The organism is Pseudomonas sp. FSO-7 (genome assembly GCF_059579345.1).
On sequence record NZ_CM184193.1, the window covers coordinates 5,752,326 to 5,779,026 of the forward strand.

The 26,701-nt window shown below is 61.2% G+C and carries 22 protein-coding genes; 12 read left to right on the top strand and 10 right to left on the bottom strand.

What is annotated here, in order from left to right:
* Positions 1-17: 17 nt before the first annotated feature.
* From AC515T_RS25220 to AC515T_RS25230, 3 genes are read right to left on the bottom strand one after another with little or no spacing between them, the layout of a single operon-like run.
* Positions 18-1,076, bottom strand: a complete 1,059-nt coding sequence (locus AC515T_RS25220; protein WP_496530439.1) for a pyridoxal phosphate-dependent aminotransferase — start codon at positions 1,074-1,076, stop codon at positions 18-20.
* Complete coding sequence (locus AC515T_RS25225; RefSeq protein ID WP_496530440.1) at positions 1,073-2,656, bottom strand: phenylalanine aminomutase (D-beta-phenylalanine forming); 1,584 nt, start codon at positions 2,654-2,656, stop codon at positions 1,073-1,075. Before AC515T_RS25225 ends, AC515T_RS25220 begins: the two co-directional genes overlap by 4 nt.
* A 4-nt stretch (positions 2,657-2,660) precedes the next feature.
* Positions 2,661-3,674: a TauD/TfdA family dioxygenase gene (locus AC515T_RS25230; protein WP_496530441.1), complete on the bottom strand. Its 1,014-nt coding sequence runs from the start codon at positions 3,672-3,674 to the stop codon at positions 2,661-2,663.
* A 280-nt stretch (positions 3,675-3,954) separates the two neighbouring features.
* On the opposite strand from AC515T_RS25230, the gene AC515T_RS25235 reads away from it, so the two are divergent.
* The gene (locus AC515T_RS25235) at positions 3,955-5,364 is read left to right on the top strand and encodes an amino acid permease (RefSeq protein WP_496530442.1); all 1,410 of its coding nucleotides are present in this window, start codon (positions 3,955-3,957) and stop codon (positions 5,362-5,364) included.
* Between the two features lie 49 nt (positions 5,365-5,413).
* Here the strand turns inward: AC515T_RS25235 and hrpB are convergent, their stop codons facing one another.
* Positions 5,414-7,930: an ATP-dependent helicase HrpB gene (gene hrpB, locus AC515T_RS25240; protein WP_496530443.1), complete on the bottom strand. Its 2,517-nt coding sequence runs from the start codon at positions 7,928-7,930 to the stop codon at positions 5,414-5,416.
* Between the two features lie 98 nt (positions 7,931-8,028).
* Here hrpB and pmcY point away from each other — a divergent pair, with 98 nt between their 5' ends.
* Entirely contained in the window at positions 8,029-8,448 is a 420-nt protein-coding gene (gene pmcY, locus AC515T_RS25245; RefSeq protein WP_122565071.1) for a periplasmic Zn2+ metallochaperone PmcY, read from the top strand.
* Between the two features lie 28 nt (positions 8,449-8,476).
* Positions 8,477-9,370 (top strand): cation diffusion facilitator family transporter, encoded by an 894-nt coding sequence (locus AC515T_RS25250; protein ID WP_496530444.1) that lies wholly within the window; start codon positions 8,477-8,479, stop codon positions 9,368-9,370.
* 129 nt (positions 9,371-9,499) lie between these two features.
* Here AC515T_RS25250 and AC515T_RS25255 read toward each other — a convergent pair whose 3' ends face one another.
* Positions 9,500-10,510, bottom strand: coding sequence for a DUF6515 family protein (locus AC515T_RS25255; protein ID WP_496530445.1), 1,011 nt, complete (start codon positions 10,508-10,510; stop codon positions 9,500-9,502).
* 287 nt (positions 10,511-10,797) lie between these two features.
* Here AC515T_RS25255 and AC515T_RS25260 point away from each other — a divergent pair, with 287 nt between their 5' ends.
* From AC515T_RS25260 to AC515T_RS25270, 3 genes are all read left to right on the top strand, one after another.
* Complete coding sequence (locus AC515T_RS25260; RefSeq protein WP_496530446.1) at positions 10,798-11,580, top strand: hypothetical protein; 783 nt, start codon at positions 10,798-10,800, stop codon at positions 11,578-11,580.
* Between the two features lie 337 nt (positions 11,581-11,917).
* Entirely contained in the window at positions 11,918-12,397 is a 480-nt protein-coding gene (locus AC515T_RS25265; protein ID WP_003185723.1) for an Lrp/AsnC family transcriptional regulator, read from the top strand.
* A gap of 256 nt (positions 12,398-12,653) precedes the next feature.
* Complete coding sequence (locus tag AC515T_RS25270) at positions 12,654-12,863, top strand: DUF2788 domain-containing protein (protein WP_039594082.1); 210 nt, start codon at positions 12,654-12,656, stop codon at positions 12,861-12,863.
* On the opposite strand, the gene AC515T_RS25275 is transcribed toward AC515T_RS25270, so the two are convergent.
* Both AC515T_RS25275 and amn read right to left on the bottom strand, forming a co-directional pair.
* Complete coding sequence (locus AC515T_RS25275; protein ID WP_496533193.1) at positions 12,858-13,424, bottom strand: pseudouridine synthase; 567 nt, start codon at positions 13,422-13,424, stop codon at positions 12,858-12,860. The genes AC515T_RS25270 and AC515T_RS25275 overlap by 6 nt on opposite strands.
* A gap of 139 nt (positions 13,425-13,563) precedes the next feature.
* Positions 13,564-15,063 (bottom strand): AMP nucleosidase, encoded by a 1,500-nt coding sequence (amn, locus tag AC515T_RS25280; protein WP_163006687.1) that lies wholly within the window; start codon positions 15,061-15,063, stop codon positions 13,564-13,566.
* 346 nt (positions 15,064-15,409) lie between these two features.
* On the opposite strand from amn, the gene AC515T_RS25285 reads away from it, so the two are divergent.
* Positions 15,410-16,615 carry an NHL repeat-containing protein gene (locus AC515T_RS25285; RefSeq protein WP_496530447.1) on the top strand — a complete coding sequence of 402 codons (1,206 nt, stop codon included), beginning with the start codon at positions 15,410-15,412 and terminating at the stop codon, positions 16,613-16,615.
* Positions 16,616-16,712: 97 nt separating this feature from the next.
* Here the strand turns inward: AC515T_RS25285 and AC515T_RS25290 are convergent, their stop codons facing one another.
* The gene (locus AC515T_RS25290) at positions 16,713-18,362 is read right to left on the bottom strand and encodes an acyl-CoA dehydrogenase family protein (protein WP_496530448.1); all 1,650 of its coding nucleotides are present in this window, start codon (positions 18,360-18,362) and stop codon (positions 16,713-16,715) included.
* Between the two features lie 71 nt (positions 18,363-18,433).
* A complete protein-coding gene (locus AC515T_RS25295) occupies positions 18,434-20,818 on the bottom strand; it encodes a 7TM diverse intracellular signaling domain-containing protein (protein WP_496530449.1) in 2,385 nt (794 codons plus the stop codon).
* Positions 20,819-21,224: 406 nt separating this feature from the next.
* Between AC515T_RS25295 and AC515T_RS25300 the strand changes: the two genes are divergently transcribed.
* The 4 genes from AC515T_RS25300 to AC515T_RS25315 all read left to right on the top strand — a co-directional run bounded on the left by AC515T_RS25300 (position 21,225) and on the right by AC515T_RS25315 (position 24,749).
* Positions 21,225-22,022, top strand: coding sequence for a hydroxymethylpyrimidine/phosphomethylpyrimidine kinase (locus AC515T_RS25300; RefSeq protein WP_092459561.1), 798 nt, complete (start codon positions 21,225-21,227; stop codon positions 22,020-22,022).
* A 17-nt stretch (positions 22,023-22,039) separates the two neighbouring features.
* Entirely contained in the window at positions 22,040-22,666 is a 627-nt protein-coding gene (thiE, locus tag AC515T_RS25305; RefSeq protein ID WP_496530450.1) for a thiamine phosphate synthase, read from the top strand.
* A gap of 28 nt (positions 22,667-22,694) precedes the next feature.
* On the top strand, positions 22,695-23,978 hold the full coding sequence (gene hemL, locus AC515T_RS25310; protein WP_496530451.1) for a glutamate-1-semialdehyde 2,1-aminomutase: 1,284 nt from the start codon (positions 22,695-22,697) through the stop codon (positions 23,976-23,978).
* Between the two features lie 216 nt (positions 23,979-24,194).
* Entirely contained in the window at positions 24,195-24,749 is a 555-nt protein-coding gene (locus AC515T_RS25315) for a tetratricopeptide repeat protein (protein WP_496530452.1), read from the top strand.
* Positions 24,750-24,908: 159 nt separating this feature from the next.
* On the opposite strand, the gene AC515T_RS25320 is transcribed toward AC515T_RS25315, so the two are convergent.
* On the bottom strand, positions 24,909-25,238 hold the full coding sequence (locus AC515T_RS25320; protein WP_003185742.1) for a DUF1820 family protein: 330 nt from the start codon (positions 25,236-25,238) through the stop codon (positions 24,909-24,911).
* 134 nt (positions 25,239-25,372) lie between these two features.
* On the opposite strand from AC515T_RS25320, the gene miaB reads away from it, so the two are divergent.
* Positions 25,373-26,701 carry a tRNA (N6-isopentenyl adenosine(37)-C2)-methylthiotransferase MiaB gene (gene miaB, locus AC515T_RS25325; protein ID WP_060740492.1) on the top strand — a complete coding sequence of 443 codons (1,329 nt, stop codon included), beginning with the start codon at positions 25,373-25,375 and terminating at the stop codon, positions 26,699-26,701.

The window sequence follows — 26,701 nt, forward strand, 5'->3', positions numbered from 1 at the left end:
TCCATGCCCCGCTGGCCTCAGTTGGGTCCCATGGTTTGCAGTTTTTTCTTCAGTACATCGCACAATCTGGACATCTGTGCCTGATTCCCGAACGAGATCCGCAGGCAGGTATCAAGGCCATAATCGGTCAACCGCGACGTCAGGAAGCCTTCGCTTTCCAGGTGCCCATGCAGATCCTCGCAGCGTTGCTGGCTGGCGCACTCGACGAATGCAAAGTTAACGTACCGGCTTCTGGCTTCAATGCCATGGGCCTCGAACAGGCTCACGATTTCCTGCCCCCAGGCCTGACAATGCGTCGCGGTCTTGTCCAGGTGATCGGAGTCCTGCAGGACATATTCCCCGGCCAGGGCGGAAAACGAACTGACGTTGTACGGCGCCCGTCGCGCTTGCAGCACCGGCACCAGATCGGCGCTGGCATAAGCCCAGCCGAGGCGTAATCCGGCAATGCCGTAGGCCTTTGAAAAAGTCCGCAGGCATATCGAGTTTGCCCGAGCATTGACAATCTGAATGCCTGCTGAGTTTTCCCGATCCGGGGCAAACTCTGCATACGCTTCATCGATGATGACCGTCGTACTTTCTGGGATCGCAGCTACCAGCGATAACAGCTGCGATGGCAATAAATAGTCGCCCAGAGGATTGGATGGATTGACCAGGACCACCACGCCCGGTTTTTTCTCCAAGGCAAGACTCAGCGCGGCCTCATAGTTCCCAGCGGCGCTCGGGACTATCTCGCTATAGTCGGCCCCCAGCAGCGCTGATCGGATTTTGTACATCTTGAAGCTATGCTGCTGCGTCACGATGCGGCTGCCGGGCTTCAACAGACTGCGCAACGCGATATCGATCAACTCATCGGAACCCGCGCCGACCACCACGCGCTCGGGATCAACACTCCAGCGCTCGCCGATTGCCGTGCGAAGAGACTTGTAAGTCACCTCAGGGTATTCGCTGAGCAGGGCCGGCATCGACGCGCACAGATGCAGTGCCAGGCCAGATGCGCCCAAGGGGTTTTCGTTGGCGTGCAATCGGACACGCTCGGCGGCGGCTCCTGCGAAAACCGTGTCCTTTGACGAACTCATCGGCTGTGCCCTCCCAGAATCTGGGCAACGATCGTTTCCAGATACCCGGTCAATGCCACATCTCGATCAAGATACGGAATATGTTCACGCACCCGTGCATGCCAGGTACGGCCCTTCGGCCCCAGTTTGGTGCTGCCCCTGATATCGGCAGCCTGAGCCGCACAGATCAATTCGAAGGCAAGGACATATCGCGTGTTCTGCAGCACCTCGGTCACGCGACGCGCGGCGACGAGGCCGAATGAAACCACATCCTGAAAATCACCTGTGGTGGTCAGGGTCTGGATCGAGACCGGCGTTGCCAGCGAACGGTTTTCTGCCGTCAGAGAAGCCGACATGAATTGCCCGCCCATGAGGCCGAAACGCAGACCACCGTTTTCTGCACACAGGAATGACGGGAGGCCATTACTGTTGGCTTTGGTCAGGAAGCGATCAATCCGCCGATCGGAAAGGTTGCACAGTGTAATGACGGAGATCGTCAGGTAGTCCATGGCCGAAGCGATGTACTGCCCGTGAAAGTGCCCATTGTGAAAGACTTGACCATTTTCGGGCGTGATCAAGGGGTTATCGTTTGACGAGTTCAGCTCATTAGCGACCACGCGTTCGACGAACTCGATGGTTTCCAGAACCGGCCCCAGAATCTGCGGCGTGCAGCGAATGGAATAGGCATCTTCGATGGGCATGTCTTCCTGGCGCACTTGGTCTGTGCGCAGTGCACTCAGTTGCGATGAAAGCTGAAGATCGTCAATGGCCAGTTCCGAACTCTGAAGATCGGCCCAAATGGTCTCGGCAATTTTTTGCTGGCCCAGGTGCGGCTTCAACTGGTGAACGTCAGGGTGGAAAGGACGCACCCGAGCTTGTAACGCTTCGAACGAAAAGGCCGATATCGAAGTGTATTGCTCAAGCAATTCCCGGGCCTCGACCACATTCATCGCTGCGACCGCGACCATGCAGGAAGTGCCATTGATCAGCGCCAATCCTTCCTTGTAACTCAAATGAAGCGGTTCCAGGCCCAATTGCTCAAGCGTTTCAGCCGCAGGAACCCGGATGCCGTCAAGATAAGCGTAGCCGTCCCCGGTCAGCATCCGTGCGACAGCCGCCAGCGGCCCCAGGTCGCCGCTGGTGCCCAGAGACCCCTTGCTCGGAATTTCGGGAATCAAGCCAGAGTTGTAGATGGCAATGTACCGATCAAAATTCTCCAGCGAGAGCGCCGAATTACCGCGGGACAAGGAGATGATTCGCGCAAACATCGTTGCGCGGGCCACGCTGTCCGGAAACCGCTTGGCAACGTTTGTCGAGACACCCTGGATCAGATTGGATTGGAGTTCGTGGGCCTTATCGATCGGTACCAGATGGTCAACAAAACCGCCCATTCCGGTATTCACACCATAAATGACCGCCCCTTGAGCAACGAGGTTTTCCAGCGCTTCTCTCGACGCCCGAACCCTTTGCCGGGTGGCTTGCGATGCGACTATTGTTTTTCCAGGCTGGGCGTACTTGATCAGGTCCTGAAGACTGACATCGACGCCGGGAGTCAGTACAAATGCGCTATCCGACGTGAAGTTTTTTTCCTGAATCGTCATTTTTTCATCCCTGAGCTACGTGTGGCTGCTCATCAGCCCAATCGGCGATGACCACGTTGATTGTCCTGTTGCCCGAAAATGCGCGTCGGCCATGCGCATACTGGAAATTATCGAGCAGTAAAATGTCGCCCTTCCCCAAATCGACATCTCGCTCCACACTTCTAACGGTATGGAACAACTCGAGGGTGAGATCTTCCGGAAGTGGTTCACCATCACCAAAACACATGGCTTCCAGCAGCTCCGGACTGTTGCGTTGCGCCTTTGCCAGTTCACTTGCGTCCTGCTCCCGACCATCGATACGCGCCCATTCGATCATGGCCGCCGCACCCCAGAAGTGCGCTTGATTGCACCAGATGTCTGCCGCTTTGCGCGGATGCCGACGCATCGGCGAAATGCAGTCCTGCCAGAGGACCAAGTCATCGCCGCTCCACTCGAAATCCCAACCTCGCGCCCGGCAAAGTGCTTCTGCTTCGGTCGTGCTGGAGGTAGAAAATGTCTCCTGCCAGCTTTTTTTCACCCCTGGCTTGAGGTCTACCCGCGCCTCGCCGGGTAAGGTCCGGCGCAATCTAAGGCCTCGTTCGGTCAGTTGACTCAATGTCGATCGGTTTACCAACTGCTCCAATTTACGCATGTCCCCAACTACGGACTCACCGCCCTTGCCGGCAGGCTCCACGCATACGAAGGCGATGATTTCGGGAGGATTTTTTACATAGGCCATTTCCTGGTGAAGGATGACTGACCAATCGGGAGGTGTGCGGGTCGCTTCCATGACCTTGCCCTGAATCGTCGAGCGGGGAGAGCTGCCACCGACGTAATCGCGGGTCTGAAAACCCAGTGCCCCAACAGCCCTTTCAAACACGCCGGGATCCCTGCACGGACTGGCACCGCGAATGACAACAGCGCCCTCACTCAACAACTGTGCATGGATGTCATGCGCCGCTTCTGAAAAAAAGTGTCTCGGATCGGCATAGGTGCCGGCCATGAAATCGAAAGCCTTTTCGGTATCGAAGCCCTTCACAGTCATCGCTCCTCACGTCCCTGAATCGTTGGCATGTCCATCTGCGATGCATTAGATACCATTCCCTATTTACAAATTCAACACATAGAAATATGTTTCTTCCATAAGATTATTTTCAACCAAAAGCGAAGCATCGACGCACCGCGCGTCGATGAATAACCCAACTTATTGATAGATAAAAAAATACCTGAAGGATCAGAAACCGTATGCCCGTAAAAAAGCATCACTCTCGCTCAAGCACCCAGCAGCAATTTATCAACCCTCACGTGAGCCCCTTCGCATGAGCGGCCCCCAGACACATTCAGGCGAGCTGAAACGCAGCTTGAAAAATCGACATATTCAATTGATTGCGCTAGGGGGGGCCGTGGGTACGGGCCTCTTCCTTGGTTCGGCTGGAGCGCTCAAGCTGGCTGGCCCCTCAATGATCTTTGGCTACGCCATTTGCGGTTTCATCGCCTTCATGATCATGCGCCAGTTGGGTGAAATGATCGTTGAAGAACCTGTCGCCGGTTCCTTCAGCCACTTCGCTCACAAATACTGGAGCGGGTTCGCTGGTTTCCTGTCGGGGTGGAACTGCTGGATGCTGTACACCTTGGTCGGCATGTCCGAGCTGACAGCCGTAGGCAAGTATGTGCATTACTGGTGGCCCGAGATTCCGATCTGGGTATCAGCCGCTGTGTTCTTTGTACTGATCAACGCGATCAACTTGATCAACGTCAAAGTATTCGGCGAGGCCGAATTCTGGTTCGCGATCATCAAGGTTCTGGCAGTGATCGGTATGATCGTCATGGGCAGTTATCTGCTGGCCAGCGGTAACGGAGGGCCACAGGCATCGGTAAGCAATCTGTGGGAACACGGAGGCTTTTTCCCCCAAGGAGTGGGCGGACTGGCAATGTCCATGGCCATCATCATGCTGTCTTTTGGCGGCCTGGAAATGCTCGGATTTGCCGCTGCCGAGGCAGAAGAGCCTCGCAGCGTGATCCCCAAAGCCATCAATCAGGTGATCTACCGCATCCTGATCTTCTACATCGGAGTGCTCATCGTGTTGCTGTCACTAATGCCGTGGGACAGTCTGCTGATTTCGCTTAATGCATCTGGCGATACCTACAGTGGCAGCCCGTTCGTGCGAGTGTGGTCAATGCTCGACAGCAACATCGCCGCACATATTCTCAACTTTGTGGTCCTCACCGCCGCCCTGTCGGTCTATAACAGCGGCACCTACTGCAACAGCCGGATATTGCTCGGGCTGGCCCAACAAGGTGACGCGCCGCAAGGCCTGGTCAAGATCGACAAACGAGGCGTCCCCGTGCACTCGATCCTCGCCACGGCAGCCGTGACCCTGATCGCCGTGCTGCTGAACTACGTGATCCCGCAGCATGCCTTGGAATTGTTGCTGTCACTGGTGGTTGCAACGCTGGTGATCAACTGGGCGATGATCAGCCTGGCCCATGGCAAATTTCGCCAGCACATGAACGAGACTAGACAGACACCGCTGTTCAAGGCCCTGTGGTACCCCTACGGCAACTATGTCTGCCTGGCATTCATGATGTTCATCGTGGCCGTCATGTTGATGGATCCCGTCAACCGGATCGCGGTGTACGCGATTCCGATATGGATAGCGTTGGTGTGGGTCTGCCACGGAATCAAACACAAACGCAGTGTTTCACAGGACCTTTACGGGGACGCCTGAACGACTAAAGGCCCAGGCCATTGACCGGGTGGGACCGAGCAAGCAAGGCTTACTTACGCGGCTTGACCCGCGCCGTCGCCTCCGCCACCAGCGGATCATCCGGCCAGTAATGCTTGGGATAGCGCCCCTTGAGGTCCTTCTTCACCTCGGCGTAGGTACTGCGCCAGAAGTTCGCCAGGTCTTGGGTGACCTGCACCGGTCGCCGCGCCGGGGACAGCAGGTGCAACTTGACCACCTGCCGCCCGCCGGCAATGCGCGGGGTGTCGGCCAGGCCGAAGAGCTCCTGCAAGCGCACCGCCAGGATCGGCGGATGTTCGCTGTAGTCCAGGCGGATCGACGACCCCGAGGGCACGCTCAAATGGTGCGGCGCCAGTTCATCCAAGCGTTGCGGCAGGGGCCAGGGCAACAGGTTGTGAACGATGCTCGACAGGTCCAGGCTGGCGAAATGACTGAGGCGCGAGACGCGGCCCAGATACGGCATCAACCAATGCTCGAGGCTGTTCAGCAAGGTGCCGTCACTGACGTCCGGCCACTCACTTTCACCCTTGGCGCCCAGGTCCAGGCGACGCAACAGCGCCACCCGTGCCTGCCATTGCCGCAGTTCCGGGGTCCAGGGCAACAATTCCAGGCCCTTGCGCCGCACCAGGTTCACCAGGGCCTGGCTACGGGCTGACTCATCCAGGCCGGTCAACGGTTCGCGGCTGAGCACCAGTTCGCCGACCTTGCGCTGGCGCTCGGCTCGCAGCACGCCCTCGCGCTCGTCCCAATCCAGTTGATCCACCGTGCGCACTTGCTCGGCCAATACCGAGTCGAACAGTGCCGGGTCGAAATCCGTCGCCAGGTAGATCCGCTCTTCCCGCTGGCCCTGGCGGCTGCCCAGGTCGGCGATCACCAGCCACGCTTGTTTCATCAGGCTGTCAGCTTCGGCAAACAGCGCCGCACGACCGTTGGCCAGGCGATATTCCGCGCCGCCGGGCCGGCGCTGTTGGGCGACACGGTCCGGGTAAGCCAAGGCCAGCAACGCGCCGAGCCAGCGTGGATGATCGGGATCGGCCACGGCTTCTTCGGCCTTGCCCCGCAGGTAGCCGCGGTATTGCCGGGCCAGTTGCCGCGCCCGCTGCACCCCACCCTGGGCGCCCCGTGCCGCCCGTTCTTCGCCGGACAGCAAGGCCAGGCGACTGTGCAGGTCCGCGCCGGCACCACGGAGAATGTCGCGCTCGCCCAGCAGCGCAGCGACGTTGCAGGCCATGTCCGCCAGCCCCAGGGCCTGGCCGCGCAACAACAGATGCGCGATACGCGGGTGGGCCGGCAGTTCGGCCATGGCCTGGCCGTGGCGGGTCAGTTGCTCGCCCTCCAGCGCACCCAGGCGTTGCAGCAGGTCTTGGGCCTGGGCATACGCAGCGGCGGGAGGAATGTCGAGCCAGACCAGTTGCTGCGGCGTCACGCCCCAGCGCCCCAACTGCAGGGCCAACCCGGCCAGGTCCGCCGACAGGATCTCCGCGCTGCCGTAAGCGGCCAGTTGTTCATGCTGGTCTTCGGACCACAACCGGTAGCACACCCCCGGTTCCAGGCGCCCGGCCCGACCGGCCCGCTGGGTGGCGCTGGCCCGGGAAATGCGCTGGGTGTCGAGCCGGGTCATGCCGCTGCCCGGGTCGAAACGCGGCACCCGGGCCAGTCCGGCGTCGATCACTACTCGCACGCCATTGATGGTCAGGCTGGTCTCGGCAATGTTGGTGGCCAACACCACCTTGCGCTGGCCAGATGGCGCCGGGTCGATGGCGGCGCGTTGAGCGGCGAGGTCCAGTTCGCCGTGCAACGGGCAGAGCAAGACGTTGCCGCCTTCGCCCAGGGCCTCGGCCAGTTGCTGATGGACCCGGCGGATCTCCGCCTGCCCAGGCAAGAACACCAAGACGCTGCCGGTTTCATCGTGCAGGGCTTCGAGCACGGTCTGCACCAGCCGAGGCTCGATGAACTCGCCAGGCTGGAATGGCCGGCCCCAGCGCACCGTCACCGGGAACATACGGCCTTGGCTGCGCAGGATCGGCGCGTTGTCCAACAGCCCGGCCAGGCGTTCGCCTTCCAGGGTGGCGGACATCAGCAGGATCTTCAGCGGCTGGTCGTCGCGAAACAGCTCCCGACCGTTGAGGCTCAAGGCCAGGGCCAGGTCGGCGTCGAGACTGCGTTCGTGGAACTCGTCGAAAATCAGCAGCCCCACACCTTCCAGTGCCGGATCGTCCTGCAAGCGGCGGGTGAGGATGCCTTCGGTGACCACTTCAATGCGGGTCCTGGGTCCAACCTTGCTGTCGAGACGAATCCGGTAGCCGACCGTCTCACCGACCTTTTCCCCCAGTTCGCTGGCCAGCCGCTCGGCCGCCGCCCGTGCCGCCAGGCGCCGGGGTTCGAGCATCAGGATGGTCTGCCCGGCCAGCCAGGGCTCGTTCAGCAAGGCCAGGGGCACACGGGTGGTTTTACCGGCACCGGGCGGTGCTTCAAGCACGGCTTCATGGCGCGATGCCAAGGCTTGGCGCAGGGCGGGTAAAACTTCATCAATCGGCAAAGAAATCATGCTGGCTCCAAAACAGAGGGCCGAGTATAACGGCGAACTGTTTAGCGTGGTCTGGACTCCAACCAGCAACGCCTCTACTACCTGTTCAGGAGATTGCTATGCGTATTCCCTCTCGCGTGATCGGTGGCGTGCTGGTCGCCACCCTGCTGACCCAGATCAGCGCCTGTGGCTCGATCTTCTACCCGGACCGTCGCGGTCAGATCGACGGCAAGATCGATCCGGCCATCGCCGCCCTCGATGCCGTCGGCCTGCTGTTCTACATCATCCCCGGCCTGATCGCGTTCGCCGTGGACTTTGCCACCGGCGCCATCTATTTCGAGCCGGGCCGCAGCGTGCAGATCGAGCCAGAGAAACTCAAACCGGCCATCAACCCCGACGGCACGGTCAATAACCAAAAATTGCAGGCGATTTTGGAACGCGAACTGGGCCGCAGCTTCCCGCTGGACGACCCTCGCCTGATCCAGCACAAAGGCAGCGCCCAGCAACTGGCCACCCTTGGTCTCAAACCGGCCGCATGACGGGCGCTGCTGAAGGAACGACCGCGCCATGACCACCAGTACCGAACACGCTCGCCTGTTGCGCCTGGCCACCCGGGCGTCGGTGGCCGTGGCACTTGTCCTGATCGTCGCCAAGGCCCTGGCCTGGTGGCTCAGCGGTTCGGTGAGCATGCTCGCCGGCCTGACCGACTCGGCGCTGGACGGCGTCACCTCGCTGCTCAATCTGCTGGCGGTGCATTACGCCCTGCGCCCCGCCGACGATGACCATCGCTACGGCCATGGCAAGGCCGAATCCCTGGCCGGCATGGCCCAGGCGCTGTTTATCGGCGGCAGTGCGGTATTGATTGCCTTGCAGGCCTTCGAACGCCTGAAAGAGCCGGTGCCGGTGGCGGCGCCCTGGCTCAGCGTCGGTGTGATCGTGTTTTCCCTGGGGCTGACCCTGGCGCTGCTGGCGTTGCAGCATCGGGTCATCCGCGCCACCGGCTCCAACGCCGTGCGCGCTGACTCGCTGCACTATCGCTCCGACCTGTTGCTCAACGGCAGCATCCTGGTCGCCCTGGTGCTGGCGGGGTTCGGCTGGTATCAACTCGACGCCTGGTTCGGCCTGGGCATCGCGGCGTACATCCTGTGGAGCGCGATCCAGATCGCCCGGGAAAGCTTCGCGGTGCTGATGGATGAAGAGCTGCCGCCCGATGTCAGCCAGCGCATGCTGGAACTGGCCTGTGCCGTGCCCGGCGTGCTCGGCGCCCATGACCTGCGTACGCGGGTCTCCGGCAACCACTGGTTCGTGCAACTGCACCTGGAGTTGCCGGGGGAACTGACCCTGTCAGTGGCCCACGGCATCAGCGACCAGGCCGCCGACGCTATCCACCGCGCTTACCCGAAGGCCGAAGTGCTGGTGCATGCCGATCCGTCGGAAGTGGTGAAGCGCGCCAGCGCTTGATGCCGAACACCCGTGGCGAGGGAGCTTGCTCCCGCTCGGTTGCGCAGCGACCGCAAGATCCTGGGCCTGCTGCGCAGGCCAGCGGGAGCAAGCTCCCTCGCCACAGGGGACGGCTTCTATACCGAGTGATCAGTACGTCACCTGATACCCACGACTGCTCAAGCAACTGCCCTGGGCCTGGCGATAGGTCTGCACCACTTCCGGCGCCGGTGGGTAGGTGTAGTTGCGCGGGTCGAACCCACTCTGCTGCACCGCCCAGCGATAGCAGTCGTAGCCATCCCGATTGACCTGTTCGGGCGACTGGCCGTTGGCCGGATAAGCCACCACGTCAAAGCTGTTGCCCTGGGGTTGCGGCTGCGGGTTGGCGACCGGCGCATCGACCACGACGTAATCCTGAGTGTTGGCTTCGTAGATGTAATAAGCGCCGGCGGCGAGAAAGAACAGCGAGCTGCCGATCCACACTTCCCTGGCGTAATCGGGCAGGTAACGGGTGCGGATGCCCCGCGGTGGCGCGACCACCACATAACGCGGCCCTTGAGGGCGATACCAGTAGCCGCCCGAATAGAAATAGTCCTGGCCGCGATAAGGCACGCGGTAGTTGCGATCCGGGAAACGGTCGATCACATAACCGGGACGGTATTGCGGCCCAGGGCCCCAACCGTTGCCATGCCCACCCGGCCGACCGGGCCAAGGCCGATCAGGACGACCGTCATGGTCAGGTCGCGGACCTGCGTTCGGATAACCATCGTTGCGCCGAGGGATGTCGCGGTAGTAGCCCGGTTGCGGTTCACGGGTCTGGGTCACGCTGTCGGGCCGGCCTTGGATCGGCAGGTTGTTGCCAGGCTGCGGCTGCGGGCGGCCATGGCCGTTGGGGTCTTGAGGCCCACGGTCATAGTGCTGGCCGCCCTGGTATTGCGGCTGCGGCTTGACCTCGAACTGACGACTGTTATCGCCCCGAATGATTTCGTTGCTCTGCGGCCGTGGCTGGCCCGAGTAACCCTGGCCGTTGCCGCCGCGCCCGTCCGGCCCGCGACCGCCATCCGGGCCGCCACGGTTTTGCTGATCGTCGGCCATTCCCTGCGCACTGACACTTGCCCACAACAGACCAACACCTGCCAAACGCCAGATGCGCGACTTCATGAAATTCCTCACAACGGTTCAGGGCCTGATGATAAGACTGGAAAAGCCCAGGCCGGTTCTGCGACAGGTTATCAGCCATGGGGTTTATTTCGCAGGCTGCTGAAAGTTTTCCTCTAAGATGCCTATCGATTTCGCCGGTTGACAGGGACTTTCCGTTCACCCGTGACGACTACCGGCATCGGTCGCAATGAGCCAATCAAGGGAGTGAAGGCATGACAATTCCATTCAGGTGGGGTCAGGGGCACCGCATGCAGCGCCTCGTCACGAGGATCCGTCTTGGTGCTCTGATGCTGCTGCCCGTAGCGCTGTGGGGTTGCGCGCCCGTACCGTTGGTCTATGAAGATGATCGGCGGCTAAGCCGCATGTTGTGTGAAGTGGGAGAACAACGGGTGACCCTCAGCCCGCGATTCTCGTATGACTTGCCCGGGCCATTGAGGCGCCCCCCGTGCGGCACCATCAAAAGCGGCTTCAACTACGATAAGGTGCGCGACATTCAGTCAGCGAGTGCCTCTGGCAGCTTTCGCTCCGGTGAGCTGGTGGTGCTGGCCTCATCGCGCTGGATAATTGTCGAAAGCCTGCTTGATGGCAAGGACGAAGGGACGCTCTATTCTCCCGAGCAGTTCCTGCAAAACAAACTGGACCTGATGGACATCAGCCAAAACGAGCCGCGCCCCGATCAGATCGACTGGGTCACCCGGCAAGGCATGCAATGCCTGCGCTTCTACGACATGTGGCACAGCCCGACGGGGGAATGGGAAGAGGACATCCAATACTGGTGCTGGGAAAACCAGAGCGGCCTGAAACAACCGTTCTCGGTAAGGGCCGGCCAACGCTTGCCCGAGGGGACCAAGGGCTATGATCTGGATGAAGCCTTTCTTCTACCCTTTTTCCAAAGCCTGAAAATCAATCGGCTGTCCGACATTGCGCTGGCCGAGGCCGACGCAAGAATCAAGGCCGCCTGCGCCCACGTCAAATCCCGTTATGACCAACAGTTGAACTGGGGTGCCGACTATCCAGACAAACGCCTGACCCGCCAACGCCTGCGTTCTTGCGGATATGACGCGCCCTAGCCAAAGCAGAATCTGCGCCCAATAAAAAAGGGAGACCCGTCGGCCTCCCCTTGAGAACTTCGTCCATGCTCGACGCTTATGGCGTCGGCTCACCTCACGCCGTCTTCTGGACGGTGTGCAGCTCGGGGGTCTGCCAGTACCGGTGGGTACTGCGACCGCAGCCGGCCTGATTGGGCGGGCTGCACTGGACTGTTTGTCCGAGCAGTGATCTTGGTGGTAAGCATAAGCCTGGGTTGCCGACGGATGATTGCTAAGATTGCGGAAATAAACATCACTTGCGCAATTTTTAACCCCGGATAGATAATCTGCCGCAATTATCAAGATAAAGGCCCGACCGATGAGCAAACTCGACCGTTACGACCTGAGCATTCTGGCGGAATTGCAGCGCGACGCGCGCATCTCCAACCAGGAACTGGCCGAACGCATCGGCCTGTCGCCCTCCCCCTGCTCGCGGCGGGTCAAGCAGTTGGAAGACGACGGCTACATCACCCGCCAGGTCGCCCTGCTCGACCGCAAACTACTGGGCCTGAGCCTGACGGCTTATGTGCTGATCGGCATGGACCGTCACACACCCGAGCGTTTCGAGAACTTCGAAGCCGCCATCCGCAACCTGCCGCAAGTGTTGGAGTGCAGCCTGGTCACCGGCATGGACGCGGACTACCAGCTCAAGGTCGTGGTGCCGGACATGGACCATTACCAGAAACTGCTGCTGGGGCACCTGACCCGGATCGATGGCGTCACCAGCGTGCGCTCGAGCTTTGTGTTGAACCAGGTGCTTAACAGCACCGAACTGCCGTTGACGCATCTGCGCAGCTGACTGCTTTTGTGGCGAGGGAGCTTGCTCCCGCTGGGTTGCGCAGCAACCCCAAAAAAACGTCGGCCGGTTTCCTGACTGCCAGTGGACCGGTTCGCGACTGCTGCGCAGTCGAGCGGGAGCAAGCTCCCTCGCCACAAAATCTCAACCTCGCGTCCGCCCAGGCCTGCGACACACCGCCGCAGGCCAATCCCCCGCCCGCCCCCCATGCCTTATACTCGCCACGCCTTTTCAATCCCGCCCACGCCGGAGTGTCCTGATGGATCCTGCTGTTTTCGAAGAGTGGATGATGACCGGCCTGGTCAGCATCCTGATCATTTTCATGGGTTTCATCGTCTGGGACCTGGCGAAGAAGTCCAAGGCCGGGCGTTTTGGCTCGTTCATCCTGTTTTTCGTGCTGGGCCTCGGCGTGGCGGCGTTCATCATCAAGAGCGTGGTGATCGGCCTGATCGAGTCCGGGACGTTATAAGCGCGCCGGCACTTCTTTCCACTGGCCCTGGTCGAGCCCTTCGAGCGTCCAGTCGCCGATCCTGACCCGCACCAGGCGCAGTGTCGGCAAGCCCACCGCAGCGGTCATGCGTCGCACCTGACGGTTGCGCCCTTCGCGGATCACCAGCTCCAGCCAGCTCGTGGGCACGCTTTTACGAAAACGCACCGGCGGGTTGCGCGGCCACAATTGCGGCTCGTCCAATTGACGCGCCTCGGCCGGCAACGTCATGCCGTCGTTCAATTCCACGCCCTCGCGCAAACGCTGCAACTGTTCAGCGTTCGACTCACCCTCTACTTGCACCCAATAGGTCTTGGCCAGCTTGTGTTTGGGGTCGGCAATACGCGCCTGCAACTGCCCGTCGTTGGTCAGCAACAGCAAGCCTTCGCTGTCGCGGTCCAGGCGTCCGGCCGGGTAGATGCCCGGCACATCGATAAAATCCTTGAGCGTCGCCCGCCCCTCACCGTCACTGAATTGTGTCAGCACATCGAAGGGTTTATTGAACAGGATCAGCTTTGGCTCGGCCGGCGGAGCCTTGGCCACACGGCGCGGCGCGGCGGCGGGAAGCTTTGCGCCAGGGCGACGGGAAGCAGGGCGTGGAGGACGGGGCATGGCGAATACAACATCTAACGGTCAGGGCCGACCATGCTAGTGGCCCGACCGTTAAATGACCACCGTCCGATCAGCGGAACGGTGGCTCGTCGAAGCTGCGCAGCTTGCGCGAATGCAACGAGTTGAGTTCGGTGCGCAACAGGTCCAGCGCCGCGATACCGATCTTCAGATGCTGGTTGACCGCTCGCTCATAGAACGCGTTGGCCGAGCCCGGCAGCTTGATCTCGCTGTGCAACGGTTTGTCCGAGACGCACAGCAACGTGCCATAGGGCACCCGCAGACGATAACCCTGGGCGGCGATGGTGCCGCTTTCCATGTCCACCGCCACGGCCCGGGACAGGTTGATCAGCGGACGTTCCTGGGCCCAACGCAACTCCCAGTTGCGGTCGTCGTAGGTCAGCACGGTGCCGGTGCGCAGGCGTTTCTTCAGTTCGTCGCCCTTCTCGCCGGTGATATTCGCCGCCGCTTGCTGCAAAGCCATCTGCACTTCGGCCAGGGCCGGAATCGGGATGTTCGGCGGCACCACCCGGTCGAGGATACCATCGCGGCGCATGTAGGCGTGGGCCAGCACGTAGTCGCCGATGGTCTGGGACTGCCGCAGCCCGCCGCAGTGGCCGATCATCAGCCAGCAATGCGGACGCAGCACGGCCAGGTGGTCGGTGATGTTCTTGGCGTTGGACGGGCCAACACCGATGTTCACCAGGGTCACGCCATGGCCGTCGTTGGTCTGCAGGTGATAGGCCGGCATCTGGTAGCGGTGCCAGACCACCCCGGCGGCGATGGCCGACGCTTCGCTGTGCTCCATGTTCTTGTCGATGATCACGTTGCCCGGCAGGACCATGCGTACAAAACGCGGGTCGCTGCGCAGTTGCTCCAGGCCATGGACGATGAACTGGTCGACATAGCGGTGGTAGTTGGTCAGCAGGATCCACGGCTGCACATGGCGCCAGTCGCTGCCGGTGTAATGCACCAGTCGGCGCAGGGAAAAATCCACCCGCGCGGCGTCGAACAACGCCAGGGGCAGCGGGTCGGTATTCTCCCAATCGTAGAGACCGTCGGCGATGCCATCGGTGGCGGCCGACAGGTCGGTGCTGGGGAACACCCGCGCCAACACGGCGGCGGTCACGCCGGAGCCGGCCAGTTCGTCGCCCTGCTCCACCACGTACGGGTACGGAATGTTCTGCTCGCTGACGCCCACTTCCACGGTGACGGTAAAGTCGTGCATCAACGGGACCAGCTGTTCCAGCAGGTATTTACGGAACGCGGCGGGATGGGTGACGGTGACGCTGTAGGTGCCGGGCAACTGGACCTTGGCATAGGCACGGGTGGTTTGCGGGACTTCGCCGTGGCAGTGATAGGTCAGGCGCAGGGCCGGATAGCGAAACAATGCACGCTGCTCGGCATCCGGCTCGATGCGGTCCTTGAGATAACGCATCAGCGCCTGGTTCAGCGCGGTGGTCGCACGCTCGTGCAGGGCCGCCAGACGATCCACGGCTTGTTCGGCGGTTTGAACGACAATAAACGCTTCGGTCACGATCAGCTTCCTGTGTTCTGACTTGCAGGCCTTCATCTTGCCTGCATCGCCGCCCGACGGGAACAGTGGCGTATTGGCGCGCTCGATCATTGCCCTCTCTCATTATGGGGCTGGCCTGCTCGCGATGGCGGCCTGGCACCGGCCTGAGACAGATTGATCAGGTCTGCGCTCATCACCTTCGAGACATAAATCGAGAACAATACGCCAGCCATTGTATGGCGCTATCAATGCAACTTTCATAATAGCTGTCATTCTTGACAGTATACAGACAGGCCATTTATGTGAATTCTGTTCTTGTGAATATTGCCATTCATTGAGGCCTATCGAATTCCAGTGGATCGCGTTGTAAAGGCCCTCTACCAAGCAACCAAGGTCTATTCCCATGAACACATCAACCAAACCAAACACCGCTCCGGGTAATTTTGATAACAGCTTCGCAGATCAAGGTATTGCTCGAATTCAACTCCCGTCCGGGCCATTCCAGGGTACATCCAGGCTACTGCCGGATGGAAAAATACTTTCAATTTCGGAGACCGAGCAATTTAACACCCTGGCTATTGTGAAACACACGACGGAGGGCGTTCTGGACACCACGTTTGGCAGTGGGGGCGTGGTTTATACGCGACTTCCAATAAACGAAAGTTTGACGGTATTGAACTATTTAGTACTGGAAAACGGAAAAATTGTTGTATTTGCAGGCCTGGGTGGTGGTGGGCCCTTCGATTTTTTCCATGGGGCGCTATTCGCTCGCCTGCTTCCCGATGGCCGCCTGGATCTTATGTTCGGCACCGGTGGAATCACTCCCTTCAATACAGAGCTGGCGACTCGGCATAGAGCGGGAATAGCCGCTAGAGAAAATGGAAGCATTTTTGCTGCAACGGAAACCAGAGATACAGGCGCCGGGCGTGACGGTGTGATTTTCGGCCTCAATGCAGCGGGCAAGCCGGATGAGACTTTCGGCAACAACGGCGTGGTGTACTCAATGCCGGGCGCCAGTTTTCAATCCGTCGCCGTACAGGCAGACAAGGTACTGGTCAGCGGCATCTACCAAAAAGGCGGACTCATTGCCCGCTATACCAGTCAGGGCGAGCTTGATTTGAGTTACGGCGGCTTCAATCAGGGATATGTTTTGATTGATGGCACAGGAGGCTCTCATGTAGAACTCATCCACCTGGCACAGCAGCCCGACGGAAAGACATTGGCTGCAGGCTATATTTTCAAAGGGACCATGGGCAACTTGCTGGGAGCGTTACCCCTTCTGTCACGGGTTAACGAAGACGGCACGCAAGACAATACGTTTAACGGAGGAAAGGCCCTGGAAATATTCGACGAAACAGCCTACGGATGGCATGCCTTGCATACAACGGCACAACCTGACGAAAAACTGATAGTACTGTGCCAAAAATACAGTACAACCGCATTACTAAGGTACCTGAAGGATGGCTCTCCGGACGCCAACTTCACCGCCCCTGAACTCCAACTAATGGATTACAGACCACGTCCTGTCATCCAGATACAACCTGACGAGAAAGTATTGGTTTCTGGCTCGAACAACGGCATCGGCGCCATTATCCGTCTGCTAGGTTAATCGAAACCAATCACGGTGAAGAGGGAGTTATCAATCTCCCTCGTCACGTCAAGGTTCAAACTCCAACCCTATGCAGTCAGATCGGGATAATCGGGTGTCAGAACCCCTGCGGGGTCGAACGTCCCACAATCGCCTCCACATCAACCCCACGGGGCAAGGTGCCGTAGACCCGCCCTCCTCCCTCCAATCGACTGGCAATAAAACCGTCGCTGACCTCACTGTTGCCCGCCTCGAGCAACAGCTTGGCTTGCAGGCCCACGGCGATGTCTTCGGTCAGTTGCCGGGCGCGATATTGGATGTCGTCGGTGTCCTTGAAAGCTGCGTGCAATTGCTGGATGTGCCTGGCCAGGCGCTTGTCGCCATGGCCGTCGCCCAATTCGCTGAACAAGACTTCCAGCATACCGGGCTCCTTGGACAGGGCGCGCAACACATCGAGGCATTGCACGTTACCGGAGCCTTCCCACGTCGAGTTGACCGGCGCTTCGCGGTACAGGCGCGGCAGGATGCTGTCTTCGACGTAGCCGGCGCCGCCCATGCATTCGGCGGCTTCGTTGATCATCGCGGGGGCGCGTTTGCAGATCCAATACTTGCCCACCGCCGTCACCAGCCGGGCGAACTTGGCCTCGTGCTCGTCATTCAAATGGTCCAACGCCCGCCCCATGCGCAAGCTCAAGGCCAGGGCGGACTCACTTTCCAGCGCCAGGTCAGCCAGCACGTTCTGCATCAGCGGCTGCTCACTCAACAACTTGCCGCCGACCTTGCGATGCGCGCAGTGATGAGCGGCCTGGGTCAACGCCTGGCGCATCAGGGCGCTGGAACCGACCATGCAATCGAAGCGGGTCATGGCCACCATCTCGATGATCGTCGGCACGCCTCGGCCTTCTTCACCGACCATCCAGGCCAGTGCGCCACGGAACTCGACTTCGCTGGAGGCGTTGGAACAGTTACCCAGCTTGTTCTTCAAGCGCTGGATGTAGAACTGATTGCGCGTGTCGTCGGGGCGATGGCGCGGCAGCAGGAAACAGGTCAGGCCCTTGTCGGTCTGGGCCAAGGTGAGGAAGGCGTCGCACATCGGCGCCGAACAGAACCATTTGTGCCCCACCAGCTCATAGGCCTGGCCCGGACCGCTGGCGCCCACCGGATAGGCCTTGGTGGTGTTGGCGCGCACATCGGTGCCGCCCTGTTTTTCGGTCATCGCCATGCCCAGGGTCACCCCGGCCTTGTGGGCCATGCCGACGTTGCGCGGGTCGTACTCGGTGGCGAGCACCTTCGGCACCCAGCGCTCGGCCAGGTCCGGTTGCAGGCGCAGCGCCGGCACGCTGGCGAAGGTCATGGTCAGGGGGCAGCCGGTGCCGGCTTCGGCCTGGCTGTGCAGATAGGTCATCGACGCCCGGGCGACATGGGCGCCGGGCTGTGGATGGGCCCAGGGCAGACTGGGCAGGCCATGCTCGACGGCAGTCCGCATCAACTGGTGATAGGCGGGATGAAATTCCACCAGGTCGATACGATGGCCGTAGCGGTCATGACTGGAGAACACCGGTTTGTTCTGGTTGGCCAGGAAGCCCGCTTCCATCAACGGCCCGCCGGCCAACGCCCCGTACGCATCGATCCGCGCCTGCGCCCAACCGGCCCCAAAGCGTTGCGACCACTGTTGCAGCGGCAGGTCGATGCGGTACAGGTTGGCGCCATCCAGGGACGGCGGCTGATTGGTGACGTCGTGGGTTTCAGCGAACTGGTGCAGGTTCATGACGGGGCTCCTCGATCGGCCAGGGATTCAGTTAAGCACCGCCTCCAGGCCGAACAAAGTGTCATATACGCCTAAATATCGGCGCTTTCACCCTGCCTCGGACACAGCACCCGGCGCTGGAGCGTGGCCTGCAACGCTTCGAATTTCACCGGTTTGCTCAGGTAGTCGATCAGCGCGCCCGACGGGCAGCGCTCCTGCCCCAGGTTCGGGCTGACCACCAGCACCGGCAATTCTTCGCAGCCGGACAACGAGCGAATCTGGCAGCAGACCGACACACCGTCCAGCGGCGACGACTGGCAATCGAGCAGCACCGCGTCAAAGCGCTCGCCGTGCAGCAGATCCAGCGCGGCGCGGCCACTGTCGGCGGTGCGCACCCGATACCCCAACTTGAGCAACATGCCACGCATGACCAACTGATCGATGTTGTTGTCATCCGCCAGCAGCACCGTGCAATCCTGGGGTTGGCGCGAGCCCTGGCGGCTACCGAAGGAAAACGGCGTCGGGACCGCAGCCGGCAAAGCCACGTCAAACTCCACGTCCAACTGGAAACGACTGCCACGACCGGGCTCGGAGGTGTGGGTCAGGCGCCCGCCCAACAGTTCCACCAGTTGCCGACAGATGGCCAGGCCCACGCCGAGACCGCCATATTCGCGAGTCATCGAGCCGTCGAGCTGGAAGAAACGCTGGTACAAGGTCGCTTCCCCCAAGTCGGTAAAGCCGATCCCGGTGTCGATGACGGCAAAGGACAACGCCAACCGGTCGAGCGCCGTCGCCCGACCGCTGACACGCAGCGCCAGGCCGCCCACCCGGGTGAACTTGATAGCGTTGTCCAGCAAGCATTCCAGGCACTGGGCCAGTTTGCCGCTGTCGCCGAGCAACCGGTCCGCCAGGCCCGGGGCCACGTCGACCTTGAAATCCAGGCCCTTGGCCGCGGCATTGGCGTCGAACTGCACCTGCAGCGCATCGACCACTCCACGCAGGCTGAACGGTGCCGGATAGACCTTGAGCTTGCCGGCCTGCAACTCGGTGAGGGTGAGGATGCCATTGACCATGCGCATCATGTCCCGTGCAGACCCGGCGGCGGTCTGTTGATACTGGGTCAGTTCCTCGTCCATCTCGACGGTTTCCATCAACTCCAGGGAACCGATCACCCCATTCATCGGCGTGCGCAGTTCATGGGTCAGGGTGGCGAGGAATTCATCCTTGAGCTTGTTGCCGTGGGCCAGTTGCTGGTTGAGCACTTCGAGTTTCTGCCCGGCATCCAGCAGGGTCTGGGCCTGCTGCTCGCGCATGGCATTGATGCGGTCGGCCAGGGCCAGGGACAACAGCGCCACTTCGATGGCCGAGCCGATCTGGCTGGCGTACATGGTCAGGAAGACGTTAGGCAGGTAACCCAACACCATCAAGGTATTGATGATGCCCCCCAGCAGAAACGCCGACCAGGCGATGATGAAATAACGCGCCACCCGCAGGCCACGCCACCAGGCGAACAACCCTGCTGCAAAGATCGCCACCGTGAACACCAGCGCCAACGCCGTTGCCAGGCGCAGGGCCAGGGCATAGCTGGTCATCAGCGACAGGCCGATGACCACGGCGCTGTAGCCGATCAGTGCCAGCAGCATGCGGTCCATCCAGCGGCCATGCTGGGCGGTTTGCAGGAAGCTGCGGGCGAACTGGCTGCCGAACAGGCCCGCGCAGCCGATGAAGAACGGCGTCGCGGCGTTGGCCCACCAGGGGTTGTCCGGCCAGAAGTACTCCACGGCGGCACCGTTGACCGACAACTGGTACAGGCCGAACGAGGCAATATAGAAGATGTAATAGAGGTAGCTGGTATCGCGCACGCTCAGGTAGATGAACAGGTTGTACACCAGCATCCCCAGCAGCACGCCATAGATGATGCCCAGCACATACAGGCGCACCGGCTGTTGCTCGAGGTACGCGGTGCTCGACCACAGCGTCAACGGCGCCTGGATCGAACCCTGGCTTTGCAGGCGCAGGTAGAGGGTCTGCTGTTGCTCGGGTTTGAACGCCAGGCTGAACAGGTAGTTGTTCTGGTGGATCTCGCGGCTGGCGAACGGCAACGCGTCACCGGTCTGGCGAACCAGGCGATAGGCCCCCGCCGCGTCGGGCAGGTACAAGTCGAGGTGGTCCAGCGGCGGGTACGCCAGCTCCAGCAGCCAGGTGCGCTGGGCGTCCGGATTGCCGGGGCGATAGTGCAGGTCGATTTTCAGCCAGAAGGCTGATCGCGAGTAACCGGCGTTCAGCGTGGCTTTGTCGTGGGGCTTGAAAGCACCCGCTGCGGACTGGGCCAGGACCTCATCCAGGGTGGCCGTACCGCTCGCATCTTCGAACACTTGCAAGGCATGGCCCAAGGGCAGGCTTTGGGTGAATTCATCGAATTCCAGGGCACTTGCCAGAGGGGGCAAGCACAGCAGTAACATCAGCAAATAGCGCATTGAAGCCCCAGCGTGGCCTGTCCGGTTGAGTCAGGAAGCCCCCCATTCCCTGAGTAGACGTAAAACCGGCATTACCTGTTATGTGTTGGATCCATCTCTAGCATAGCCGTTGATGGCCAATTTGCACCATTGAAATCTTTCCTGCAGAAGGCTCTAGAACAGGCGTTTCAGAGCAAAGCATTGAGATAGAGCTGTTGCTTTGGTCAGGTCGATAACCGGCGGACCAATAGTGGCGAGGGAGCTTGCTCCCGCTGGAGTGCGTAGCGCTCCCAAAAACCGGGGCCGCTTCGCAGCCCAGCGGGAGCAAGCTCTCTCGCCACAAAAGCCCCCGCCAGCAAGCCACTCAATACAAAACCCTCAGCGTCCGAGCACCGATAAAACAGGTTTGGTGGTAAGCTCGCGCACCATGAATATCTACAGCTCTCGCCCCGTTGTCCTCTGTCTCTCCGGCCACGATCCCAGTGGTGGCGCCGGTTTGCAGGCAGATATCGAAGCCCTGCTTGCCCAGGGTTGCCATGCCGCCCCCGCCGTTACCGCATTGACCGTGCAAGACACCGTCAACGTCAGCGATTTCCGTGTGCTCGATCGCGAGTGGGTGCTGGCGCAGGCCAATGCCGTGCTCAACGATTCGCAGGTGGCGGCGGTCAAGCTGGGGATGCTCGGCTCGCTGGAAATGGTCGACACGGTGGTCGAACTGCTCCAGGCCCACCCGCATCTGCCGATGGTCTGCGACCCGGTACTGCGTGCCGGCGGCGGTGGGCGCCTGGGCAAGGATGAGGTCGGCTACGCCATGCGCGAACGCCTGCTGCCCCTGGCAATCATCGCCACCCCCAACCTGCCTGAAGCACGCATCCTCGCCGAACTGCCCGAGGGCAGCGCCGACGAGTGCGCGGAAAAACTGCTGCCCTTCGTCAAACACCTGTTGATCACCGGTGGTCACGGCGACGAACATGAAGTCCATAATCGCCTGTACAGCCGCGACGGCCGCCGCGAAACCTTTACCTGCCAGCGCTTGCCTGGCAGCTACCACGGTTCCGGCTGCACCCTGGCCAGCGCCCTGGCCGGTCGGCTGGCCCAGGGCGAACAGCTCGCCAGCGCCGTCAAGACGGCGCTGGATTACACCTGGCGCACCTTGCGCGATGCCGAACAACTGGGCAAAGGCCAGTTCGTGCCGCGTCGCCTGCCGCTGGATTTCTGCTCGTAGCACCGGAGGCCTGTGGAATGAAATTACGTGGCCTTTACGCCATCACCGATAGCCAACTGCTGGCCGGCAAGTTCCTCGCTTATGTAGAAGCGGCGCTGGAAGGTGGCGTGACCCTGCTGCAATACCGCGACAAAAGCAGCGACGAGGCCCGCCGCCTGCGGGAAGCCGAAGCCCTGCGCAACCTGTGCGAGCGCTACAAGACCCAGTTGATCATCAACGACGACGCCGAACTGGCCGCGCGCCTGGGCGTCGGTGTGCACCTGGGCCAGACCGATGGCCCGCTGGCGCCGGTGCGGGCACTGCTCGGGCACAAGGCGATCGTCGGCGCCACCTGCCATGCCAGCCTGGCACTGGCCGAACAGGCCGCCAGCGAAGGCGCCAGTTATGTCGCGTTCGGGCGCTTCTTCAACTCCAATACCAAGCCCGGCGCCCCCAGCGCCAACCTTGAACTGCTCGAACAGGCGCGCATCAAACTGCATATTCCGGTGTGCGCCATCGGCGGCATCACCCTGGAGAACGCCGCCCCGCTGGTGGCCCACGGGGTCGACCTGCTGGCGGTGGTCCACGGCCTGTTCGGCGCCGACAGCAGCGCTGAAGTGACGCGCCGCGCCCGCGCCTTCAACGCGCTGCTGCAGATCAAATAGTCCATTTTCCGTTTTCGAGAGCCCAACCATGTCCCGTTCCGAAACCCTGTTTGCCAACGCCCAGAAACACATCCCCGGCGGCGTGAACTCGCCCGTTCGTGCGTTCAAGAGCGTCGGCGGCACCCCGCTGTTCTTCAAGCACGCCGAAGGCGCGTACGTCACCGACGAAGACGACAAGCGCTATGTGGACTATGTCGGTTCCTGGGGCCCGATGATCCTCGGCCACAGCCATCCGGACGTGCTGGATGCGGTGCGCAAGCAATTGGTCCACGGCCTGTCCTACGGCGCCCCGACCGCGATGGAAACCGAGATGGCCGACCTGGTCTGCTCGATCGTGCCGTCGATGGAAATGGTGCGCATGGTCAGCTCCGGCACCGAGGCGACCATGAGTGCGATCCGCCTGGCGCGGGGCTACACCGGTCGCGACAGCATCATCAAGTTCGAAGGCTGCTACCACGGCCACTCCGACAGCCTGCTGGTCAAGGCCGGTTCCGGCGCACTGACGCAGGGCGTGCCGAGTTCGGCCGGCGTACCGGCGGCATTCGCCAAGCACACCCTGACCCTGCCGTTCAACGACCTCGAAGAAGTCGAGAAAATGCTCGGCGAAGTCGGCCAGGAAGTGGCCTGCATCATCGTCGAGCCGGTGGCTGGCAACATGAACTGCGTGCCGCCCGCGCCGGGTTTCCTCGAAGGCCTGCGCAGCCTGTGCGACCAGCATGACGTGGTATTGATTTTCGATGAAGTGATGACCGGTTTCCGCGTAGCCCTCGGCGGCGCCCAGGCCCATTACGGTGTCACGCCGGACCTGAGCACCTTCGGCAAGATCATCGGCGGCGGCATGCCGGTGGGCTGCTTCGGCGGCAAGCGCGAGATCATGGAATGCATCGCGCCGCTGGGCCCGGTCTACCAGGCCGGCACGCTGTCGGGCAACCCATTGGCCATGGCCGCCGGCCTGACCACCCTGCGCCTGATCAGCCGCCCGGGCTTCCACGCCGAGCTGACCGACTACACCACCCGCCTGCTCGACGGCCTGCAGATCCGCGCCGATGCGGCGGGCATCCCCTTCGTGACCACCCAGGCCGGCGGCATGTTCGGCCTGTATTTCAGTGGCGCCGATGACATCGTCACCTTCGAAGACGTCATGGCCAGCGATGCCGACCGGTTCAAACGCTTCTTCCACCTGATGCTCGACGGCGGCGTGTACCTGGCCCCGAGTGCGTTCGAAGCCGGCTTCACCTCCATCGCCCATGGCGAGACCGAGCTGAAGATCACCCTCGATGCAGCCGAGCGGGCCTTCGCGGCGCTGAAATAAGCCTGTGGATAACTGACGCTGGCTGAGGCCGGCGTCAGTGATTGCTGACAACCCCCCGCCCTTTTCCTACGTATTTATGCCCGAAGCTGCTATTAGCATTCCCGCGCAGCAGAAAAACGAGTAAAGACTTTGTAAGGATGGCCCCGCTTATTTCATAATGCGCGCTTATTGGATCCCCCGAGGGTCCGCGCGCCCCTCAGAGGTAAGTCGATTCCCATGAACCGCACCGGCCGCACCCTTGCCTTGGGCTGCCTGTTGCTCCTTCAGCCGCTGCTGGCGAATGCACAGGCAGGCGGCAACTCGTTGTTGATCCCGGCGCTGGGCCGTTGCACGCTCAACACCCAGCCACAAGATCTCGCACCGGCACTCGACGCCTGTCAAAAAGCGGCGGACGCAGGTGATGCGCAAGCGCAATACGAGTTGGGCGAGTTCTACTACGAAGGCAAGGCTGCACCCCGCGACCTCAAGCAAGCCCTCAACTACTTCGAAAAAGCCTCGCTGCAAGGCCATGCCCAAGCGCAATTCAAGCTCGGCGGCATGTTCTTCCATGGCGAAGGCGTGCCGGCCAACAACGTCCAGGCCTACATCGTCTTGAAGATGGCCGCGGTCAACGGCGCCGAAGAAGCCCTGGACACCGCCGACGAAGTCGCCGAGAAAATGCCCCGCGACGAGCTGGAAGTGGCGACCCAGGTGCTGGGCCAGATCTTTCGCAAATACCTGATGGAATTGCAGAACGCCGACGGGCGTACGCCTTTCTCGCCGCTTCCCTGAACCCACCGCAGCCTTGCGGCTGGGAGCTTATTGTGGCGAGGGAGCTTGCTCCCGCTGGAGTGCGAAGCGCTCCCAGAAATCTTAGGGCCGCTGCGCAGCCCAGCGGGAGCAAGCTCCCTCGCCACAAAGGCTCTTCAGGAACAATCAGAGTCCTGAACCTTATTTCTCAGGCATCGGCATCGGAAACGGCATCACGTTGCCGACCGCGCCGCGGGCTTCGCTGATTTTCGGCGTGCCCAGGCGTTCGACTTCGTCGATGCGCACGATCGAATGCATCGGCACGAAGCTGCGCACCACGCCTTCGAACTGCGCCTTGAGCTTTTCTTCGCTCGGATCGACGACCACTTGCGTGCGCTCGCCAAAGACGAACTCTTCCACTTCCAGGAAGCCCCACAGATCACTTTGATAGATCTGCTTGGCGTACATTTCGAACACCTGGCCCTGGTTGAGGAAAATCACCTTGTAGATTGGAGCTTCACGTTTGGTCATGGCTGGCGAAACACATCGGCGGGTAAAAAATGAGGGCGCGAACTATAGCATAGCCACTGCTCGCACAGCGGTAGGAACCGGGGGACTTGTTCCCTATAATGCGCGGTTCTTTGAATCACGTGATGAACCCGTCCATGGCCAAGAAGCTTTACATCGAAACCCACGGTTGCCAGATGAACGAGTACGACAGCTCGCGCATGGTCGATCTGCTGGGTGAACACCAGGCCCTGGAAGTCACCGCCCGCGCCGAAGACGCGGACGTGATCCTGCTCAATACCTGCTCTATTCGCGAACGCGCCCAGGACCGGGTGTATTCCCAGCTCGGCCGCTGGCGCGAACTGAAGCTGGCCAACCCGGAAATGGTCATCGCCGTGGGCGGTTGCGTGGCCAGCCAGGAAGGCGCGGCCATTCGTGATCGCGCCCCGTACGTAGACGTGGTCTTCGGCCCGCAGACCCTGCACCGCCTGCCGGAGATGATCGACGCCGCGCGCGCGACCAAACTGCCGCAAGTGGACGTCTCGTTCCCCGAAATCGAAAAATTCGACCACCTGCCCGAACCGCGCATCGACGGCCCAAGTGCCTATGTGTCGGTAATGGAAGGCTGCAGCAAGTACTGCACGTTCTGCGTGGTGCCCTATACCCGCGGCGAAGAAGTCAGCCGACCGTTCGACGACGTGATCGCCGAGATCATCCACCTGGCGGAAAACGGCGTGCGCGAAGTGACCCTGCTGGGGCAGAACGTCAACGGCTATCGCGGCCTGACCCATGACGGCCGCCTGGCGGACCTCGCCGAGCTGATCCGCGTGGTGGCGGCGGTGGACGGCATCGACCGCATCCGCTACACCACCTCGCACCCGCTGGAGTTCTCCGACAGCCTGATCCAGGCCCACGCCGAGGTCCCCGAGCTGGTCAAGCACCTGCACCTGCCGGTGCAATCGGGCTCCGATCGGATCCTCGCGGCCATGAAGCGCAACCACACGGCGCTGGAATACAAATCCAAGCTGCGCAAGTTGCGTGCGGCAGTGCCGGGCATCTGCATCAGCTCGGACTTTATCGTCGGCTTCCCCGGCGAAACCGAGAAAGACTTCCAGCAGACCATGAAGCTGATCGAAGACGTAGGCTTCGACTTTTCCTATTCCTTCGTCTACAGCCAGCGCCCTGGAACCCCGGCGGCCGACCTGGCGGACGACACCCCGGAAGAACTGAAAAAAGAACGGCTCAACGCCTTGCAGCATCGCCTCAACCAGCAAGGTTTCGAGATCAGCCGACAGATGGTCGGCTCCGTCCAGCGGATTCTGGTGACCGATTATTCGAAAAAAGACCCCGGCGAGCTGCAAGGGCGCACCGAAAACAACCGCATCGTCAATTTCCGTTGCGACACCCCGGCCCTGATCGGGCAGTTCGCCGACGTGCACATCGACGCCGCGCAACCGCACTCCCTGCGGGGTTCGCTGATCCAGTGA

What these genes read in the sequence shown, in the direction of transcription:
- AC515T_RS25220 (WP_496530439.1), bottom strand. Translation starts at nt 1,076, where the DNA reads ATGAGTTCGTCAAAGGACACGGTTTTCGCAGGAGCCGCCGCCGAGCGT.
- AC515T_RS25225 (WP_496530440.1), bottom strand. Translation starts at nt 2,656, where the DNA reads ATGACGATTCAGGAAAAAAACTTCACGTCGGATAGCGCATTTGTACTG.
- AC515T_RS25235 (WP_496530442.1), top strand. Translation starts at nt 3,955, where the DNA reads ATGAGCGGCCCCCAGACACATTCAGGCGAGCTGAAACGCAGCTTGAAA.
- hrpB (WP_496530443.1), bottom strand. Translation starts at nt 7,930, where the DNA reads ATGATTTCTTTGCCGATTGATGAAGTTTTACCCGCCCTGCGCCAAGCC.
- pmcY (WP_122565071.1), top strand. Translation starts at nt 8,029, where the DNA reads ATGCGTATTCCCTCTCGCGTGATCGGTGGCGTGCTGGTCGCCACCCTG.
- AC515T_RS25250 (WP_496530444.1), top strand. Translation starts at nt 8,477, where the DNA reads ATGACCACCAGTACCGAACACGCTCGCCTGTTGCGCCTGGCCACCCGG.
- AC515T_RS25255 (WP_496530445.1), bottom strand. Translation starts at nt 10,510, where the DNA reads ATGAAGTCGCGCATCTGGCGTTTGGCAGGTGTTGGTCTGTTGTGGGCA.
- AC515T_RS25260 (WP_496530446.1), top strand. Translation starts at nt 10,798, where the DNA reads ATGCTGCTGCCCGTAGCGCTGTGGGGTTGCGCGCCCGTACCGTTGGTC.
- AC515T_RS25265 (WP_003185723.1), top strand. Translation starts at nt 11,918, where the DNA reads ATGAGCAAACTCGACCGTTACGACCTGAGCATTCTGGCGGAATTGCAG.
- AC515T_RS25270 (WP_039594082.1), top strand. Translation starts at nt 12,654, where the DNA reads ATGGATCCTGCTGTTTTCGAAGAGTGGATGATGACCGGCCTGGTCAGC.
- amn (WP_163006687.1), bottom strand. Translation starts at nt 15,063, where the DNA reads ATGAAGGCCTGCAAGTCAGAACACAGGAAGCTGATCGTGACCGAAGCG.
- AC515T_RS25285 (WP_496530447.1), top strand. Translation starts at nt 15,410, where the DNA reads ATGAACACATCAACCAAACCAAACACCGCTCCGGGTAATTTTGATAAC.
- AC515T_RS25290 (WP_496530448.1), bottom strand. Translation starts at nt 18,362, where the DNA reads ATGAACCTGCACCAGTTCGCTGAAACCCACGACGTCACCAATCAGCCG.
- AC515T_RS25295 (WP_496530449.1), bottom strand. Translation starts at nt 20,818, where the DNA reads ATGCGCTATTTGCTGATGTTACTGCTGTGCTTGCCCCCTCTGGCAAGT.
- AC515T_RS25300 (WP_092459561.1), top strand. Translation starts at nt 21,225, where the DNA reads ATGAATATCTACAGCTCTCGCCCCGTTGTCCTCTGTCTCTCCGGCCAC.
- thiE (WP_496530450.1), top strand. Translation starts at nt 22,040, where the DNA reads ATGAAATTACGTGGCCTTTACGCCATCACCGATAGCCAACTGCTGGCC.
- hemL (WP_496530451.1), top strand. Translation starts at nt 22,695, where the DNA reads ATGTCCCGTTCCGAAACCCTGTTTGCCAACGCCCAGAAACACATCCCC.
- AC515T_RS25315 (WP_496530452.1), top strand. Translation starts at nt 24,195, where the DNA reads ATGAACCGCACCGGCCGCACCCTTGCCTTGGGCTGCCTGTTGCTCCTT.
- AC515T_RS25320 (WP_003185742.1), bottom strand. Translation starts at nt 25,238, where the DNA reads ATGACCAAACGTGAAGCTCCAATCTACAAGGTGATTTTCCTCAACCAG.
- miaB (WP_060740492.1), top strand. Translation starts at nt 25,373, where the DNA reads ATGGCCAAGAAGCTTTACATCGAAACCCACGGTTGCCAGATGAACGAG.